Origin of the sequence: Xanthobacter sp. (assembly GCF_041911315.1) — a bacterium.
Classification (GTDB): Bacteria; Pseudomonadota; Alphaproteobacteria; order Rhizobiales; family Xanthobacteraceae; genus Xanthobacter; species Xanthobacter aminoxidans.
Genome location: NZ_JAYRPE010000038.1, coordinates 1 through 15,190, shown reverse-complemented (window position 1 = coordinate 15,190; position 15,190 = coordinate 1). Strand labels below are relative to the sequence as shown.

Below are 15,190 nucleotides of genomic sequence, written 5' to 3'. Positions count from 1 at the left end.
AGAGTAAGGTTATGGCCCTGAGCGACAGCGACCTCACCGAGATCGAGAAGGTGCTCACCGCCGAGGAGCCGGCGGGCCCGGTCTTCGCCGAACTGCGCAAGCGCTTTCCGGCGCTCTCCTGGACCCAGTGCGACGCCTCCGACGTCACCGAGGCGCCGTTCCGCACCTATCCCAGATACGACGTGCATCTGCTCGACACCGCGGACCACTGCGCCCACATCACCTCCGATCCCGGCGCCGCCACAGGCGTGATCCTCGCACGGCGGAGCGCGTGATGAGCGACGCCGATTTCCTGGACGATTTCGACCTCGGCGAGAGCGAGTGCGAGGGGGGCGAGGCCACCAGCATCCTCCTGTCGGATCCGGACATCACCGTCATCGAGCTGCAGGCGGTGACCGAGGCCATGCAGGCGCCGCGCCTGTCCAGCGGGCCGCTCGCGGAGCAGTTCGAGGCGGAGTTCGCGGCCTATCTCGGCCGCAAATATGCCGTCGCGGTGCCGAGCGGTACGCTGGGCCTGCTCTACACCCTGAAGGCCTACGGCATCGGCCCGGGGGACGAGGTGATCGCCTCGCCCTATTCCTTCCGCGAGACGGTGCACGCCATCAGCCTGTCCGGCGCGCGCCCGGTGTTCGCCGACATCGACTATTGGGCGGGGACCCTCGTGCCGGCCAAGGCCGAGGCGAAGATCACCGACAAGACCAAGGCCATCGTCGCCGGCAACACCAACGGCCATCCCGCGCCGTGGACGGACTTCCAGGAGCTGGCCCGCAAGCACAAGCTGGCGCTCATCGAGGATTCCACCGAGGCCATCGGCTCGCGCTACAAGGGCGCGCTGGTGGGGACGTTCGGCGACACCGCCGTGTTCGATTTCTCACAGCCCTTCCCCATCGTGTGCGGCGAGGGCGGCATGGTGGTGACGGACGACATCGACGTCGCCGTGGCGCTGCGGCGCTTCCGCTCCCACAAGCTGGAGGAGCGGTCCTCCGTCGTCGTCAGCATGAGCGCGCCCTACCAGGGCGCCATGAGCGACATCACCGCCGCGCTGGGCCTGACCCAGCTGCGCCGGCTCGAGGAGATCCTCGAGCAGCGGCGCACGGTGGAGCACCTCTACCAGAAGTACGTCCAGTCCTTCGAGGGCATCAAGGACCCCTTCATCGGGCCGGACGTGACCGAGGTGAACTGGTTCCTCTACGTGGTCCATCTCGGCACCCGTTTCTCCAAGTCGAGCCGCGATTCCATCGTCGAGGATCTCAAGGTGGAGAAGGTTGAATCCGCCGGCTACAGCACGCCGCTGCATGTGCAGCGGCACTATTTCGACCTCGGCTATCGCCGGGGCGACTTCCTCGTGACGGAGAAGGTGGCCGACCGCGCGGTGGCGCTGCCGTTCCACACCCACCTGAGCGAGGAGGAGATCGAGTTCATCGTGGCAACGATGAAGGATGCCTCGGTCAATGTAGGGGCGGGCGCCGCCATCTACTGAAGCGCAACAAGATCGCACCCCAAACACTAAGACGAAACGACAGGAGTTGTTGATGTCCACGGTTACGCTGAAGGTCCTCCCCATGGGCAAGACCATTGAAGTCGGGGAGGGCACGAACCTCCTTGAGGCGCTCATCACCGTCGAGCCGGGGCTCGCGGAGCGCCAGAAGAGCGACAAGGACGGCAGCGCGTCCCACGTGTTCGTCCAGGAAGGCCGCAAGGGCCTCTCCAAGACCACCCGTGAGGAGAACGAAAGCCTCGACGCGATCGTCGGTGTCGGCTCCAAGTCCCGCCTCGCCAAGCACGTCACCGTGCTCGGCACAGAGAACGTGACCATCGAGCTGCTCGGCGAGTTCTCGGGCTTCTGATCGCGCTGGGCGGCGCTCCCGCGGGGCGCCGGGACTGTCGGCGGCGGGAAGGGCGGAGCCTTCCGGCCGTGGCTGAAGACAATAGCTTCCGGTGGCGCGCTGCCGGGGGCTCAACAAAAAGCGTGCCGGGTAATCAAGTCGTCGTGCGGGCTTCGGGCGGCCAAGTCCTCCCCTTCGGGTCCGCGCCAGTGAAGAACGTTGAGAGGAGAGATGAGATGAGCGACGAAGCAGTCATCATTCACGCCCGCTTTGCGGCCAACGGGACCATCGCCGAAATCAGCGAGCGGCCCCAGGGCCTGAACCCGCAGGAATGGTTCGATTTTCTGTCCTACCGTGTTCCGCTCACCTACCAGGCTCTGGCCGGCGGTCGCGGCGTGTTCCGCCTGACCCGCGCCGATGTGGACGCCTTCAAGGTCGAGGCGGCTACCAAGGCGGCGTGAGCCGGCCTGGACGAATGGCCGGTGCAGGGTCTTTCGGTTTTGCGAATACTTGAGGGCCGACTGTTTCATCCGGCCCGGCATGTTTTCGAGGTCGTTCCATAGTGCAGCAAAAGGGCCCGGATGCGCTCGCGTCCGGGCCCTTTTTTCTGGATCAACCCGTCAGGCGGTGACGGCGACGCCCTTGTCGGCGAGGAGCTGGGTCAGCTCGCCGGCCTGGAACATCTCGCGGACGATGTCGCAGCCGCCGACGAACTCACCCTTGATGTAGAGCTGGGGGATGGTCGGCCAGTTGGAAAAGGCCTTGATGCCCTCGCGCACCATCGGGTCCTGCAGGACGTCCACGGCGCGATAGGGCACGCCGACGCCGGCGAGCACCTGCACCACGGCGGCCGAGAAGCCGCACTGGGGGGCGGCGGGAATACCCTTCATGAACAGGACCACATCGCTGGAGGCAATGATGTCTTCGATACGTTCGGCAGTTGTGGCCATGGGGCAGTCTCCTGATTGAAACGAAGCGGATGAAAATGGGAATTTGAAATGGGCCGGAACCCGCCGCGACGCGTATGGCGCTGCGGACGATCTCACTTGGGGATCAGCGTCTCCAGCTTGAGGGCGTGCAAGGTGCCGCCCATGTGCTCGCCAAGCGCCGCATAGACCATCTGGTGCTGCTGGACCCGGCTCTTGCCCTTGAAGGCTTCCGAGGTGATGCGGGCGGCGTAGTGGTCGCCGTCGCCGGCGAGATCGATGATCATCACCTGGCTGTCTGGAAGAGCCTCCTTCACGAGGCGCTCGATTTCGTCTGCGGCCATGGCCATCGCGCTGTCTCCTTCGATGTGCGACGCCCCCATGCAAGCGCGGCACCACTTGCCATTGGTGCAAATGCGGCCGCAGCGGCGGCAGGGCTGTCGCAAATCTGACAGCGCGACGGGCCGGAGAGGGCAGACCCGGCCGCCGGAGGGCGCGGCTCGGGGGGGCATGGGGGCGAGCCTGGGGCTGTTCCAAACGGCCCGCCTCTTGCTTACGCCTTGTCGCCCCGGGGAAACGAGAACCGTTATGAGCGATTTGCTACAGCAGGGACGCGGTGCGGCGCGCAATGGCTTTGCAACCATACTCGGCACCAACGAGATCGCGTCGGCCGTGGCCGTCGAGCTGCATCGCGGCGGCTATGGCGTTGTGCTGTCGCATGATCCGGTGCCGCCGGTGATCCGGCGCAAGATGGCCTTTCACGACGCTCTGTATGAGGACGACGTGCGCGTGGACGGCGTGCGCGCGGTGCGGGCTGATACCGGCGTGGATGTCCGCAAGGGCCTGTTGCGCGGCGACGTGCTGGTCACCACCCTCGGGCTGCTCGATCTCATCGTCCTCGGCCCCATCGAGCTGCTCGTCGATGCCCGCATGAACAAGTATCAGGTGACGCCGGACCTGCGCCGCCTCGCGCGGCTCACCATCGGCCTCGGGCCGGGGTTCGGCGGCGGCACCAATTGCGATCTCGCCATCGAGACGCGCCCCGGCAAGGAGGGGCAGGTGATCCAGCACGGCCCCACGGACGAGCCGGACCACATCCCCCGCGATCTCGGCGGCGTGACGAGCGAGCGCTTCGTGCATTCGAGCGTGCCCGGTCGCTGGCACACGGCCATCGAGATCGGCACCCGCGTCTACAAGGATTTCCATATCGGCTTCCTCGGCAACGAGCCCATCCGCGCTCCGTTCGACGGTGTGGTGCGCGGCGTGGTGCGGGACGGTACGGAGGTTCCGGCCGGGGTGAAGCTTCTGGAGATCGATCCACGCGGCCGCGGCGCCGACTGGACCGGGCTCGATGCCCGCGCCCTTGTCATCGCCAAGGCGGTGAGCCGGGCGCTGACCTTCCGCGGCGCCCGGCTCACCGAAGCCGCGCCCAATCCTCATCTGGTCAAGTAGAGCGGCGCCCTTCGCCGGCCCCACCGAAGGGTAGAAACGTGAGCGTCGATCTTTTCCCCAACACCGATGTCATCAATTTCGGCGAGGTCTCCGGCCCCGTGAACGCCCTGCTGCAGCAGGGCGTCATTGCCTATCGCAAGGACAGGAAGCGCGCGGACGAACTGTTCCGCCAGGCGCTCGCCACGGCCCCGTCCGAGCTGCCGGTCTATTTCTGCCTCTACAAGATCCACACCTACCAGGGCAATCTGGACGAGGCGGAAGCCGCGGCACGGGGCGGGCTTATCGAGGCGGCGACCCAGGCGGGCTGGGATACGGACTGGCGCAATTGGGTGCCCTACGACCTCCTGCCCGACGGGCCGGGCCGGTTCGCCCTCTACACGCTCAAGGCGCTCGCCTTCATTCACCTGCGCCAGAACCAGCCGGAGCTTGCGGTGGAGAAGCTCGAGGCGCTCAAGGTGCTCGACCCCACCGGCGCGGTAGGGTGGCCAGTTGTCGCGGCCCTCGCCGAGGGTCTGGATTGAAGGCCGGGGCCATCGTTGGCATCGTGCTTGCTACGTTATCGGGTACGATGAGGGGGCAGGAGGCATTGGTCACATGACTCAGCCTGTGGAGCACGGCCTTGCCGCACCGACGACCATGATCGTCCACGGCGAGGTGCGCAATTTCGAAGAATTCGCCGAGGATGATGCCGTTCTTCTCGAAGGCATCGTCGCGGCGCTGAGAACCGTCAACGACCCGGAAATCCCGGTGAACATCTATGATCTTGGCCTGATCTATCGGATCGAGGTCAAGGAGGATGGCGGGGTCGAGATCGACATGACGTTGACCGCGCCGGGCTGCCCGGTTGCCGGGCAGATGCTCGGCTGGGTGCAGGAGGCCGTGGTGGTAGTCCCCGGCGTCAGCGACGTGAAGATGAAGCTGGTGTTCGATCCGCCATGGGACAAGTCGCGCATGAGCGACGAGGTCCAGCTTGAGCTGGGGTTGCTCTGAGGCACCTGACAGAAGCGGAGTGGCCGGCCCCGCGCCGGCCATTTTCGTTGCTGCCGGCGTTCGGCACGCTTCCTGCTAATCCCGGATGGTTTCACGTCGGCCGCGGATCTGCCGCTCCAGCCGGTCAGGGACTGTTTCATTTGCGACAGGGGCCGGCGCCTCCGGGAGGGGCGGGCGGGGAAGTGATGTCTGCCGAACAATCTGCCGAGCAACAGGACACCGAAGCCGAGATCGCGGTCTTCGCCATCTGCGGGACGCACCAGTTGCCGCCCGGCGAGGCGAAGGCGTTCGATCTCTCCCGACTGACCCCGGAGGGGGACGCGCGGCCGTTCCGCATCGTGGTAGTGCGCACCGGCGCGCGCGAGGTGGTGGGCTATGTGAATGCCTGTCCGCACAAGGGCGCGTGGCTCAACATCGGTGGCGGCCAGTTCTTCAATGCCGAGCGCACGCATCTGCGCTGCGGCCGCCATGGGGCGCTGTTCGACATCGAGAGCGGCGCCTGCACTGAGGGCGCGTGCGAGGGGGCGCATCTGGAGCCGGTGGCGGTGGCCATCGTGGGCGCGGATGTGTGCCTGTGCGGCGTGCCGCTGGTGGAGGCGGAGGTCGCCGGCTTTCCCTATGACGATTTCGACGAGACCATGGAAATCATGATTTCTCCCGACTGATCGGCAGTCGTGATGGCGAAGGTGCAGGTGTCGGGAGACGGACGAATGAGTGCAGAGGCCGCCAGCGCGGTGCCGCCGGACATGCCGGGCGAGTGCCGCTTCTTTATCACCTATACCGGCGTGAAGATGCCGTTCCGGCTGGTGGAGCCCATCCCCGAGGCGCAGCTCACCCACCGCAACACCTTCATCCGGGCCTGGTTCGACGAGGCTGGCCAGCTGACCGGCTTCGACAAGATGGTCTATGGCGAGGTCGAGCTGGCCCATCGCTACAGCTACCATGGCAACGGGACGCTGAAGCGCGCCGAGGTGCGCATGGTGGATGAGGACACGGTGATCGTCGCCTTCGACGAGGCGGGATCGCCGACGCGGCCGGAATAGCCCGGCGCCGACAGGAGGGCAGGACGGATGACGGTGGCTCAGCTGGTCGAGGCGCTCGGCAGGATGCCGCCGGACGCCGTGGTGCTGATGGAGGCGGACGGCGGCCTTTCGCTGGTCTCGGCCCTGGATTTTGTCGCGGCGCAAGGCGCCGGCGCGCCGGCCGAGGTCATCCTCTTGCCCAACATGGACGAATAGGGCCGAGCCCGAGGGAACAGATCATGTCGGACGTCGCCGAGACCACAACCATGTATGAGCGCCTGGGCGGCGCGGTCGTCATCGATCGGCTGGTGGAGGCCTTCTATGCGCGCATGGACACGCTGCCCGAGGCGGAGGGCATCCGCGCCATGCACGCCGATGATCTCGGCAATACCAAGCAGGTGCTGAAGCGCTATCTCAGCGAGTGGACCGGCGGCCCCAAGCTCTATTCGCCGGAGAAGGGCCATCCCCGGCTGCGCCAGCGGCACATGGGCTTCTCCATCGGCAATGGGGAGCGCGACGCCTGGCTGCTGTGCATGCATGGCGCGCTGGAGGAGACGGTGGCGGATGCCGCCGCGCGCGCCGCCATCTATGACGCCATGGCGAAGCTCGCGGACTGGATGCGCAACACCGCCGGCAATCCGCACGACACCGTGGGCCACGCCGCGCGGCCCTGAAACGGCAAGGGCTGCGACGGGGCGGCGAGGGGCGGCGCTAGAGCGGCACGCCGAAGAATTCCTCGTCGGACCCGCCCCAGGCCTGGTGCAGCGCGAGGGCATCCTTCCACTTCGCCATCTCGTCTTCGGCCGCGGTGCGATGGGTGATCTTGCCCTCCGGCTTGTCGGCGAGGAGGAAATCCTTCGCGTTGCGCAGGAAGCGGTTGAGGGCCTTGGTGTCGTTGGGGCGGACGACGCAGCGGGGGGCCTCGTCGATGAGAATGGTCGTCGGGAGCATCGCCAATTCTCCGGGGTTGTCAGCTGTGTGGGGAGGGCCGGCGCGAAGATGACCGCGCAGGCCCGGCGCCGGCAGGCTTAGAAGCCGTCCTGCTTGGAGCCCCAGGGGTGGGAGCCCGGCACGAAGCCGGCCTTGATGCCGGCCTTCGCGATGTCTTCCATGGTCTTGTAGAAGGTGCCCTCGTGCACCAGCGTGCCGGTTTTGGTGGTCACCGCCACATATTTCGCCACGCGGTCGGTCTCGCACAGATATCCGCCGCCGGGATCATCGACGCTGCGGGCGTTGCCGTCCCAGTCGATGAAGAAACCTTCGCTCGTCGACATGCCTCACTCCAAAGGACGCGCTCCGGGAAAGGACTTTCCGGAGGCCGGGGCTCCAAACGGGTTTGGCGGGGCGATCGACTGTCCCCGCGCGGTGCGCGCAGCAAGGTTCTTGCCAAGCGGCGGCGGCCTGCCGGCAGCGGGGCTGGGTGTCGCGCATCGCACATCCGCCGGATGTGGGCGTATGCTTCATGACACTGTCGTGCGGTCAGGTGAAGGCATCGGCTTATTCTGGGATCATGAGCGGTAATTATTGAATTTACTAGCCTTTGATCTAAGATAGTCACGTTGCTTTTTCTGTCTGCTCCGGAGATACATTTCATGGCTGAATTGACTCGCCGTATGGCGTCCCTCAGCGACGTCCAAGGCCTGTGGGGGCTGCTGCGGCAGGCCGCCGCCGCTGTCCCCTTCAACGCGGAAGACGAGGCCGACCAGGAGACGCTTCTGTCCGAGCTCGTCGCCTGCTGCACGTCCGGCCTGTCGCCGGTGGTGGTGGACAATGAGAAGGGCATCGTCGGCGCGCTGCTCGCCCGGCGCGATACGTTCGAATGGGGCTTCCGCAACAGCGAGGCGATCCATGTGACCTACGCCGCCGTCGCGCCGGCCGCCAAGGGTGATGCGGTGCTCCCCGCGCTGCTCGGCGAATTGCAGGGCCGCAAGGTGCCGCTGCTCGCCAGCGTGAAGAGCGGCGAGCAACTGGGCTTTGCCGCCGCACTCGGCGACCTCGGCTTCACCCACGAGGTGAAGGCCCTCAACGGTTGGGGCGATCTCTATCAGTGGACCCCGCCGCCCTCCGTCCATAACTGACGTGCACACCGTGGGCGCGTCCGCGCGCTCACGGATTTCTAGGCCTCAACGGGGCTCTTCCTCCGGCCGCGCCTGGATCTCGGCGAGCGCGGAATCGATGATGGCGCGGCAGGCGAGAAGGCGGTCGTATTCCGCCTTGCTGAGGGTCACGGTCGGCCCCTTGTCGTCGGCCTCGGCGCCGAAGGCCGGGCGGGCCGCCAGCGCCGCCTCGAAGATGGTCTTTTCGAGCTGATAGATGCGCTCGCTCGCGCGCTCGAGATAGGGCAGGGGATTGGCGCGGACATTCTGCTCGTGCAGCGCATCGAGGTTCAGGAGGTCGCGGAAGCGCTTTTCCGTCCGCCGCTTGCCTGCCCCGAAATCATGCTCGATCACGCTCATGTCCGACGCTCCGGCGGATGTGCGCCCCCTGATCCGGGGTGATGAACCGGACCCATCGCCCGCTACCGGGATGAAACGTCCGGGCCGGCGGCGCGTCAAGAGGAACGCCCGCCGGCACGCGGATTGGGAGGGCCAATGCTTGGCCCTCGCAGGTCAGTCCATGGGCGGGCCCATGTCGTTGGCCTCGGACTTCTTCTTGCCCTTCTTCTCGGTCTTCGCGAGCGCATAGGCGCCGGCATTCTTCAGCTGCACCGGGCCCTGTCCGACCACGTACTGGGAAATCCAGAACAGGGTGCGCTCCATGGCCTGGTCGGCGGCGGCGGCGTCATAGGCCGGGTTCGCCTTGTAGCTGAAGCCGCGATTGGCACCGGGGTAGGAGAAGGCCGACACATCCGGCCGGCGGGCGCGGAACTGGATCATGTCCGCTTCCGCGATGGCGGGGTCGGCCTCGGCGAAGTGCATGAGGGTGGGGATGCGGCGCTTCTCGGACATGCCGTCGAGGATGCCCTCCTCGGCGTGATAGCCGATGGCGCAGGCGAGGCCCTTCACCTTGTTGGCGGCGGTGTAGGCGAGAAAGCCGCCCCAGGCGTAGCCGACGAGGGCCACCTTGCCGGCATCCTTGACCGTATCGACGGTGGCCTGGATCGCCTCCAGCGACCAGTCGGTGCCGACCTCCTCGGTCAGGGCCTTGCCCTCGTCGGTGGCGGCGGCGTCGAGTTCGATGTCGGATTTCACCTTGTCGAACAGGGACGGCGCAATGGCGACATAGCCGGCGGCGGCGAAGCCGTCGGCGATCTGGCGGATGTCCGAATTGACGCCGTAGACGTCCTGCAGGACCACCACCGCACCCTTGGGCGCGCCTTCCGGATCAGCCCGATAGGCGGAGAATTTCACGTTGCTTGCTGTGACTTCGACCATGGCATCCTCGATTTCCGAGCGGCGAAAAGGGGGCAGGGCCGCTCGCTCTGCCAGTCTGAAACAGCTTCGACATGCAAATTGGGCGCCAGAGGACAAGAAATACGTGCGGTGCAGCGTTTCTTTTGCGCTGAACACAAATAAATACCGCGTCGCAGCAAAAACTACTTCGCGAGCGCCAATCATTTGCGTTATGAGGCGCGCAAACGAAAACGGCCGGCCCTGGGAGGCCGGCCATCGGGTCGCTAGGCGGGAAACTCGGCTCAGCCGGCAGCGAGGCGCTCCCGCGCCACCTCGGCGATGGGCGGCACGTCGTCGTGGGTGAGCGGGGCGAGGAACGCCGGGGAGATCCGCTCGGCGACGACAAAGCGCACCCGCATGTCGGGATCGCCACGCAGAGCGACGAGCCGTTCGGGATCGAGATGCTCGGCCACCACCACGCGCACCAGCGGATCGGCGTCGTCGGCCATGCGGGCGAGGGGTACCTGCGCCAGGCGCGCGGCCACGATGCGCCGCACGTCCACTTCCGGGTCGTGCATCAGATAGACCAGCGCATCCGCCGGCGCGCGACGGGCGGCCGCCATGCGCACGGTGTAGTCCACATCCGACATGAGGGCGACGAGATCGCTGCCTTCCAGACGCTGGGCGACGGCGATGCGCACCCGCGGCTCGGGATCGAACCGCATGTCGCGAATGCGGGCGATGGGCAGGCGCTCGGCGCAGACCATCCGCACGTCCGGTTCGGCATCGTCCTTCAGCGGCGTGATGAGGAAGACGCTGGCGTGTCGGGCGGCCAGCGCCCGCACCTCGAAATAGGGATGGTCGAGATAGCGTGCGGCCAGCGCCGCATTGTTGGCGAAGAAACGGTCGATGCGCTTGCGCCGACGGTCGAGGACGCACGCCTTGCCGAGATCGCAGCGCCCTTCGGCCTTGATGTCCTCATGGGGACAATCCTGGCAGCGCAGGGGGCGCCCCTGCCAATCCAGCGCCTCGACGGCGAAGTCGGATGCGAAGCCTTCGGCGAACCCCGGCTCTCCGGCCGTTGATCCTGACGAAAATGCGGACATGAAATCGTCCTCCCGCCCCCTAATCTAGGGGCGAAGGCGACTTGACGCCAGATGGCGTACCGGAAGCCGTGCGCCGGCTCCCGATCGCTATTTCGCTACCGCTGGGGGCCGAAGGCCTCAGCCGAACTTGAACAGCACGCCGTAGCCGCCGCGCGGATAGTTCCACTCGATGTCGCCGGAGGGCTCACCGATGATGCGGCAGGTGCCGCATTCGACACAGCCGTCGGCGGTGATCTCCACCTGGCCCTTGTCGTTCAGCTCGTAGCAGCGGGCCGGGCAGGTGGTGAGCAGGGAGCGCAGCGCGGCGGAGGGGGTGGTGTGGGGCCGCACCTTGATGTGGGCGCGCCCGGCATCCACCAGATAGCGGTTCTGGAAAAGCTTGTCCTCGACACGGACGGCGGTTTCGGTGGCCATGAAAAATCTCCCGGTAATCGGGCGACGGGCGAGGCCCGTCGCGCAAGGTGGGAAAACAGGACGCGCTGAGCTGAAAATCCCTCAGCGCCAGGCGCGGGCGAGTTTGAAGGCGTCGCCGAAAAGGCCCGCCCACGACCGCGCGGAGGTGAAGGACTTCACCGTCATCTTCTCCTTCTCCTTCTTCGGGGTGCCGTCGACACGCACGAAGTTCTGCATGGCCTTGTTGACCAGCTGGGGATAGGTGAGGAAGAAGTTCTGCGACTGGATGTGCAGAAGCTGCGGCATGTCCTTGTACTTCTTGAGGTCTTTTATCACGAAGCTGTCGTCGAGCATCTTCTTGTAGAGCGAGAGGTTCGCCGTGGTCATCGGCTCCTTGCGCGATTTGACCTGGAAGATGGCCTCGCCGGCGATGCGGCCGGAGGTCATGGCGAGGTTCGAGCCCTCGCGATGGATGGCGTTGTTGAGCTGGGCGGCGTCGCCCACCACCACCCAGCCCTCGCCATAGAGCTGCGGGATGGACTTGAAGCCGCCCTCGGGGATGAGGTGGGCGGCATATTCCTTCACCTCGGAGCCTTCCAGCAGCGGGGCGATGGAGGGGTGGCGCTTGAACTTCTCCAGCAGCGTGTAGGGCGACTCCCCGCTCTTCTGGAAGTCCGACACCAGGCAGCCGAGGCCCACCGACACGCATTCGCGGTTGGTGTAGAGGAAGCCCATGCCGGTCATGCCTTCCGAGATGGTCCCGGCGGCCTCGATCACGGCGCCCTCATTGCCCTTCACGTTGAAGCGCTGCTCGATGACTTCCTGCGGCAGGAAGTGCATCTCCTTCACCGCCAGCGCCACCTCAGTGGGCTTGGGGATCTTGCGCAGGCCGGCCCGCGCGCCGAGGAGGCCCGTGACGCCTTCCGCCAGCACCACCACGTCCGCATGGATCTGGCCGCCGCCGCGATCGGTCTTCACGCCGATCACCTTGCCGTAGGCGTCCTGCACCAGCTCGGTCACCGTGGTCTCGCACACCACCAGGGCGCCGGCCTCGCGGACCTTGGAGGAGAACCACTTGTCGAACTGTGCGCGAATGATGGTGTAGCGGTTCGGCTTCTCCTCGTTGAAGTCGTCGGACCGGTAGTGCAGGCCGGTGTGGGAGTTCTCGCCCATCATCCAGAAGCGCTGCTCGATCAGGTGACGCTCCAGCGGCGCGTCCTCCCGGAAGTCCGGGATGATCTTTTCCATCATGTCGGCGTAGAGGATGGCGCCCTGCACGTTCTTGGAGCCGGAATATTCGCCACGCTCCAGCTGCAGCACCTTCAGGCCGCGGGAGGCCATGGTGTAGGCGGCGGCATTGCCGGCCATGCCGGCGCCGACGACAATCGCATCGAACCTTTCGTCGATCATCGGATGTTCCTTTCGCTGGCTGTCAGCTGGCGAGCTTGTCGCTGGAGTGGGCCGAGAGGCGCTTGGCGAAGGCTTCCGTCAGGGCCGGGAGGAGGCGGATGGCGTCGGTGACGATGCCCACGTGGGCGAAGTCGAAGATCGGCGCGTTCTTGTCGGTGTTGATGGCGACGATCAGGTCCGCGCCCTCGACGCCCACCCGGTGCTGGATGGCGCCCGAGATGCCGGCGGCGATGTAGAGCCGCGGCCGGATGGTCTTGCCGGTCTGGCCGATCTGGCGGTCGGAGGTGACCCAGCCCTTCTGCACCAGCGGGCGCGAGCAGCCGTATTCGGCGCCCATGGCTACCGCGAGGTTGCGCACCAGCTGGAAATTCTCCGGCGAGCCGAGGCCCATGCCGCCGGCCACCACCACGTCCGCATAGGCGAGGTTGGCCTTGTTGGAATCGCGGTCGGGGATGAAGTTCAGGATCTTGGTGACGATGTCGGCTTCCACCACGCCGAGCTTGTGCTCGATGACACGGCCGATGGGCTTCTCGACGCGGATCGGCATGGGCATCACACGCGGGCGCACCGTCGCCATCTGCGGGCGGTAGTTCAGCGTGTAAATGGTGCAGAGGAGCGAGCCGCCGAAAGTCGGGCGGGTGGCGGCCAGCGAGCCGTCCGCGTCCACGTCCAGCTCGGTGGAATCGGCGGTGAGGCCGGTGAGCAGCGTGGTCGCCACCGCGCCGGCGAGGTCGCGGCCAAGCGTGGTGGCGCCGAGCAGCAGGATCTCCGGCTTGTAGGTGTTCACGAGGTCGGTCATCGCGGCCGTGTAGGCCTCGTTGCGATAGTCCGTGAGCACCGGGTCGGCCACCACATAGGCGAGGTCGGCGCCGTAGCAGAAGGATTCGGCCACCGCGCCGCGCACGGTCTCGCCCTCGGCACCGACCACGACTGCGGCGAGTTCCACGCCCAGCTTGTCGGCGAGCTTGCGGCCCGCGCCCATGAGTTCCCAGGACACGGGATGGACCTGGCCACGCTCCTGCTCGATGAACACCCAGACGTGCTTGTATGCCTTGAAGTGTTCCGGCAGCTCTTTCTTGGTGGACGCGCGTCCACCGGCGGCGGGGGCTGGGGGTGTCTTGGGCTCGCTCATGATGGTCGGCTCACTGATCTTGGTGCAACGAAGGGCGCGCGGGCTCTGCGGCGGAGGCCGTCAGAAGCCGCGCGCCAGCGCGGTCAGGTCGGCTTCCAGACTGGGCTGGCGGGAGAAGATTTCGGCGATCAGCGCCTCGGAGAGGTTGCCGCCCTCGCCGGCCTCGATGAACTTGGCCTTCTCGGAACGCGCGCTCGGTGCGAACACGCGCTTCACGATGGTGGGCGAGCCCTTGAGGCCGCACATGTTGAGATCGGTGACGCCGGCGTCCTTGGCGTTCCACTTCACCACCTCGGCACGGGCGGCGCGCAGGGCGTCCACCATGGTGCCGCGGCGCATCTCGTTGGTGGCTTCCAGCATGGCGACCAGGCAGGGCAGCTTGGACTTCAGCACCTGCGTGCCGCCCTCGGCGCGCCGTTCCAGGGTGATGGTGCGCTCGGCGGGATCGAACTCGGCGATCTTCGCCACATAGGTGATCTGCATCAGACCAAGACGCTTGGCGATGCCGGGGCCGACCTGGGCGGTGTCGCCGTCGATGGTCTGCTTGCCGGTGAAGACAAGATCCGGCACGCCCCAGGTCTGGCCGACCTTGGTGATGGCGGTGGCCAGCGCGAAGCTGGTGGCCAGCGTGTCCGAACCGGCGAAGAAGCGGTCGGTCAGCAGCACGGCGCGGTCGGCGCCGAAGGTCAGCGCCTTGCGCAGGGAATCTTCCGCGGAGGGCGGGCCCATGGTGAGCACCGTGACTTCGCCGCCGAACTTGTCGCGCAGGCGAAGCGCTTCTTCCAGCGCGAACAGATCATAAGGGTTGATGATCGTCGGCACGCCCTGCCGCATGATCGTGTTGGTGACGGGATGGACGCGGATCTGCGCCGAATCCGGAACCTGTTTGATGCAGACGACGATGTGCATGAATTCGCTCCGAGCCAAACCCAACGGCTCCTGAGCCCTGACTGGCAAGCGGCGTGCCAAGCCGATGTCACTTGTGAATCGCTCGCATTTTCAGTGATTTGTCATGCCGATCAGCCGATTGTCGGGTCTCGACGACACGCGAATACATGGAACAACGTGCGTCCGTGTCGGGAAGGTGACAGGTCGGGGCCGTCGTGAGGTGATGAGGGGAGTGTCGCATTTGCGCGCATCGGCGGCGCGTCGCGAACGCGACGTCGGGGCTGATCGGCGATGTGTCGGGGAGGGGACGATGGGCCGGAGCCCATTGTGTGCGACACGGCCGCGGCGCGCGAGGGATGGTTTTGAAGTATTCGGCGTCGCTGATGGGAGGTTCTCGCAAAAGGTCCCCCGCCTTGCGGCGAGGGACCGGAACCTAAAATAGTCTTCAGCGTACGGTGTGTGAAAAGGCGTATTCGCAAAGGTCACGCCCTGTCCCGTTCAAATGTGCGCGGCAAGCCGCGGGGACGGACGTCGGGTGGACGGGCCGGCGGGGGCCGGCCCGTCGATCCTCGTTCAGCCGACGGCGAGTTCGGCGGCGGTCTTGCCGATCTGGCTCTCGTCCACGGCCTTCATGATGCCGTGCTCCATGAGCAGGTCTTCCAGCTCGTCCATGGTGATCGGGGTCGGGATGATGCCGTTGCCCGAGTTGCCAT

General features: G+C 66.3%; 23 protein-coding genes and 1 pseudogene. 12 read left to right on the top strand and 12 right to left on the bottom strand.

From position 1 onward, the window contains the following. Positions 1-11 precede the first annotated feature (11 nt). From ACE3QW_RS11965 to ACE3QW_RS11950, 4 genes are all read left to right on the top strand, one after another. Entirely contained in the window at positions 12-275 is a 264-nt protein-coding gene (locus ACE3QW_RS11965) for a hypothetical protein (protein WP_024281043.1), read from the top strand. After that, the gene (locus ACE3QW_RS11960) at positions 275-1,480 is read left to right on the top strand and encodes a DegT/DnrJ/EryC1/StrS family aminotransferase (RefSeq protein ID WP_374251665.1); all 1,206 of its coding nucleotides are present in this window, start codon (positions 275-277) and stop codon (positions 1,478-1,480) included. Before ACE3QW_RS11965 ends, ACE3QW_RS11960 begins: the two co-directional genes overlap by 1 nt. Positions 1,481-1,532: 52 nt before the next feature. Beyond that, complete coding sequence (locus ACE3QW_RS11955) at positions 1,533-1,847, top strand: ferredoxin (protein WP_024281041.1); 315 nt, start codon at positions 1,533-1,535, stop codon at positions 1,845-1,847. 215 nt (positions 1,848-2,062) lie between these two features. Then, positions 2,063-2,287: a hypothetical protein gene (locus ACE3QW_RS11950; protein WP_024281040.1), complete on the top strand. Its 225-nt coding sequence runs from the start codon at positions 2,063-2,065 to the stop codon at positions 2,285-2,287. Positions 2,288-2,446: 159 nt separating this feature from the next. On the opposite strand, the gene grxD is transcribed toward ACE3QW_RS11950, so the two are convergent. Together grxD and ACE3QW_RS11940 are read right to left on the bottom strand one after the other, a co-directional pair. Then, positions 2,447-2,776 (bottom strand): Grx4 family monothiol glutaredoxin, encoded by a 330-nt coding sequence (gene grxD / locus ACE3QW_RS11945; RefSeq protein ID WP_024281039.1) that lies wholly within the window; start codon positions 2,774-2,776, stop codon positions 2,447-2,449. 92 nt (positions 2,777-2,868) lie between these two features. Continuing rightward, the gene (locus tag ACE3QW_RS11940; protein WP_024281038.1) at positions 2,869-3,102 is read right to left on the bottom strand and encodes a BolA family protein; all 234 of its coding nucleotides are present in this window, start codon (positions 3,100-3,102) and stop codon (positions 2,869-2,871) included. Between the two features lie 238 nt (positions 3,103-3,340). Between ACE3QW_RS11940 and ACE3QW_RS11935 the strand changes: the two genes are divergently transcribed. The 7 genes from ACE3QW_RS11935 to ACE3QW_RS11905 all read left to right on the top strand — a co-directional run bounded on the left by ACE3QW_RS11935 (position 3,341) and on the right by ACE3QW_RS11905 (position 6,890). Continuing rightward, positions 3,341-4,204 (top strand): xanthine dehydrogenase, encoded by an 864-nt coding sequence (locus tag ACE3QW_RS11935; protein WP_038192719.1) that lies wholly within the window; start codon positions 3,341-3,343, stop codon positions 4,202-4,204. A 38-nt stretch (positions 4,205-4,242) separates the two neighbouring features. After that, positions 4,243-4,725 (top strand): M48 family metallopeptidase, encoded by a 483-nt coding sequence (locus ACE3QW_RS11930; RefSeq protein ID WP_169124953.1) that lies wholly within the window; start codon positions 4,243-4,245, stop codon positions 4,723-4,725. Positions 4,726-4,798: 73 nt separating this feature from the next. Next, positions 4,799-5,194 (top strand): iron-sulfur cluster assembly protein, encoded by a 396-nt coding sequence (locus ACE3QW_RS11925; RefSeq protein WP_024281035.1) that lies wholly within the window; start codon positions 4,799-4,801, stop codon positions 5,192-5,194. 185 nt (positions 5,195-5,379) lie between these two features. Beyond that, positions 5,380-5,859 carry a Rieske 2Fe-2S domain-containing protein gene (locus ACE3QW_RS11920; RefSeq protein WP_250168650.1) on the top strand — a complete coding sequence of 160 codons (480 nt, stop codon included), beginning with the start codon at positions 5,380-5,382 and terminating at the stop codon, positions 5,857-5,859. Between the two features lie 45 nt (positions 5,860-5,904). Beyond that, positions 5,905-6,237 (top strand): DUF6156 family protein, encoded by a 333-nt coding sequence (locus tag ACE3QW_RS11915; protein ID WP_374251664.1) that lies wholly within the window; start codon positions 5,905-5,907, stop codon positions 6,235-6,237. 27 nt (positions 6,238-6,264) lie between these two features. Next, on the top strand, positions 6,265-6,432 hold the full coding sequence (locus tag ACE3QW_RS11910) for a hypothetical protein (protein ID WP_168457281.1): 168 nt from the start codon (positions 6,265-6,267) through the stop codon (positions 6,430-6,432). Positions 6,433-6,455: 23 nt separating this feature from the next. After that, the gene (locus tag ACE3QW_RS11905) at positions 6,456-6,890 is read left to right on the top strand and encodes a group II truncated hemoglobin (protein ID WP_374251663.1); all 435 of its coding nucleotides are present in this window, start codon (positions 6,456-6,458) and stop codon (positions 6,888-6,890) included. A 37-nt stretch (positions 6,891-6,927) separates the two neighbouring features. Here the strand turns inward: ACE3QW_RS11905 and ACE3QW_RS11900 are convergent, their stop codons facing one another. Together ACE3QW_RS11900 and ACE3QW_RS11895 are read right to left on the bottom strand one after the other, a co-directional pair. After that, positions 6,928-7,167: a hypothetical protein gene (locus ACE3QW_RS11900; protein WP_250168647.1), complete on the bottom strand. Its 240-nt coding sequence runs from the start codon at positions 7,165-7,167 to the stop codon at positions 6,928-6,930. Between the two features lie 77 nt (positions 7,168-7,244). Beyond that, positions 7,245-7,490, bottom strand: a complete 246-nt coding sequence (locus ACE3QW_RS11895) for a hypothetical protein (RefSeq protein ID WP_024281030.1) — start codon at positions 7,488-7,490, stop codon at positions 7,245-7,247. A gap of 318 nt (positions 7,491-7,808) precedes the next feature. On the opposite strand from ACE3QW_RS11895, the gene ACE3QW_RS11890 reads away from it, so the two are divergent. Further along, positions 7,809-8,294 (top strand): hypothetical protein, encoded by a 486-nt coding sequence (locus tag ACE3QW_RS11890; RefSeq protein WP_024281029.1) that lies wholly within the window; start codon positions 7,809-7,811, stop codon positions 8,292-8,294. 45 nt (positions 8,295-8,339) lie between these two features. On the opposite strand, the gene ACE3QW_RS11885 is transcribed toward ACE3QW_RS11890, so the two are convergent. The 8 genes and pseudogenes from ACE3QW_RS11885 to nifH form a co-directional block, all read right to left on the bottom strand. After that, positions 8,340-8,672 (bottom strand): hypothetical protein, encoded by a 333-nt coding sequence (locus ACE3QW_RS11885; RefSeq protein ID WP_250168645.1) that lies wholly within the window; start codon positions 8,670-8,672, stop codon positions 8,340-8,342. 153 nt (positions 8,673-8,825) lie between these two features. Continuing rightward, complete coding sequence (locus ACE3QW_RS11880) at positions 8,826-9,590, bottom strand: dienelactone hydrolase family protein (protein WP_029555905.1); 765 nt, start codon at positions 9,588-9,590, stop codon at positions 8,826-8,828. A 260-nt stretch (positions 9,591-9,850) separates the two neighbouring features. After that, on the bottom strand, positions 9,851-10,654 hold the full coding sequence (locus ACE3QW_RS11875; RefSeq protein ID WP_250168644.1) for a 4Fe4S-binding leucine-rich repeat protein: 804 nt from the start codon (positions 10,652-10,654) through the stop codon (positions 9,851-9,853). A 117-nt stretch (positions 10,655-10,771) separates the two neighbouring features. Continuing rightward, positions 10,772-11,068, bottom strand: coding sequence for a ferredoxin family protein (locus ACE3QW_RS11870; protein WP_024281025.1), 297 nt, complete (start codon positions 11,066-11,068; stop codon positions 10,772-10,774). A gap of 81 nt (positions 11,069-11,149) precedes the next feature. After that, positions 11,150-12,457: an FAD-dependent monooxygenase gene (locus ACE3QW_RS11865; RefSeq protein ID WP_024281024.1), complete on the bottom strand. Its 1,308-nt coding sequence runs from the start codon at positions 12,455-12,457 to the stop codon at positions 11,150-11,152. A gap of 22 nt (positions 12,458-12,479) precedes the next feature. Further along, the gene (locus ACE3QW_RS11860; RefSeq protein WP_029555903.1) at positions 12,480-13,589 is read right to left on the bottom strand and encodes an electron transfer flavoprotein subunit alpha/FixB family protein; all 1,110 of its coding nucleotides are present in this window, start codon (positions 13,587-13,589) and stop codon (positions 12,480-12,482) included. A gap of 60 nt (positions 13,590-13,649) precedes the next feature. Continuing rightward, positions 13,650-14,498, bottom strand: a complete 849-nt coding sequence (locus ACE3QW_RS11855; RefSeq protein ID WP_029555902.1) for an electron transfer flavoprotein subunit beta/FixA family protein — start codon at positions 14,496-14,498, stop codon at positions 13,650-13,652. Positions 14,499-15,050: 552 nt separating this feature from the next. Then, a pseudogene (gene nifH / locus ACE3QW_RS11850) lies at positions 15,051-15,190 on the bottom strand (nitrogenase reductase); the annotation flags it as partial.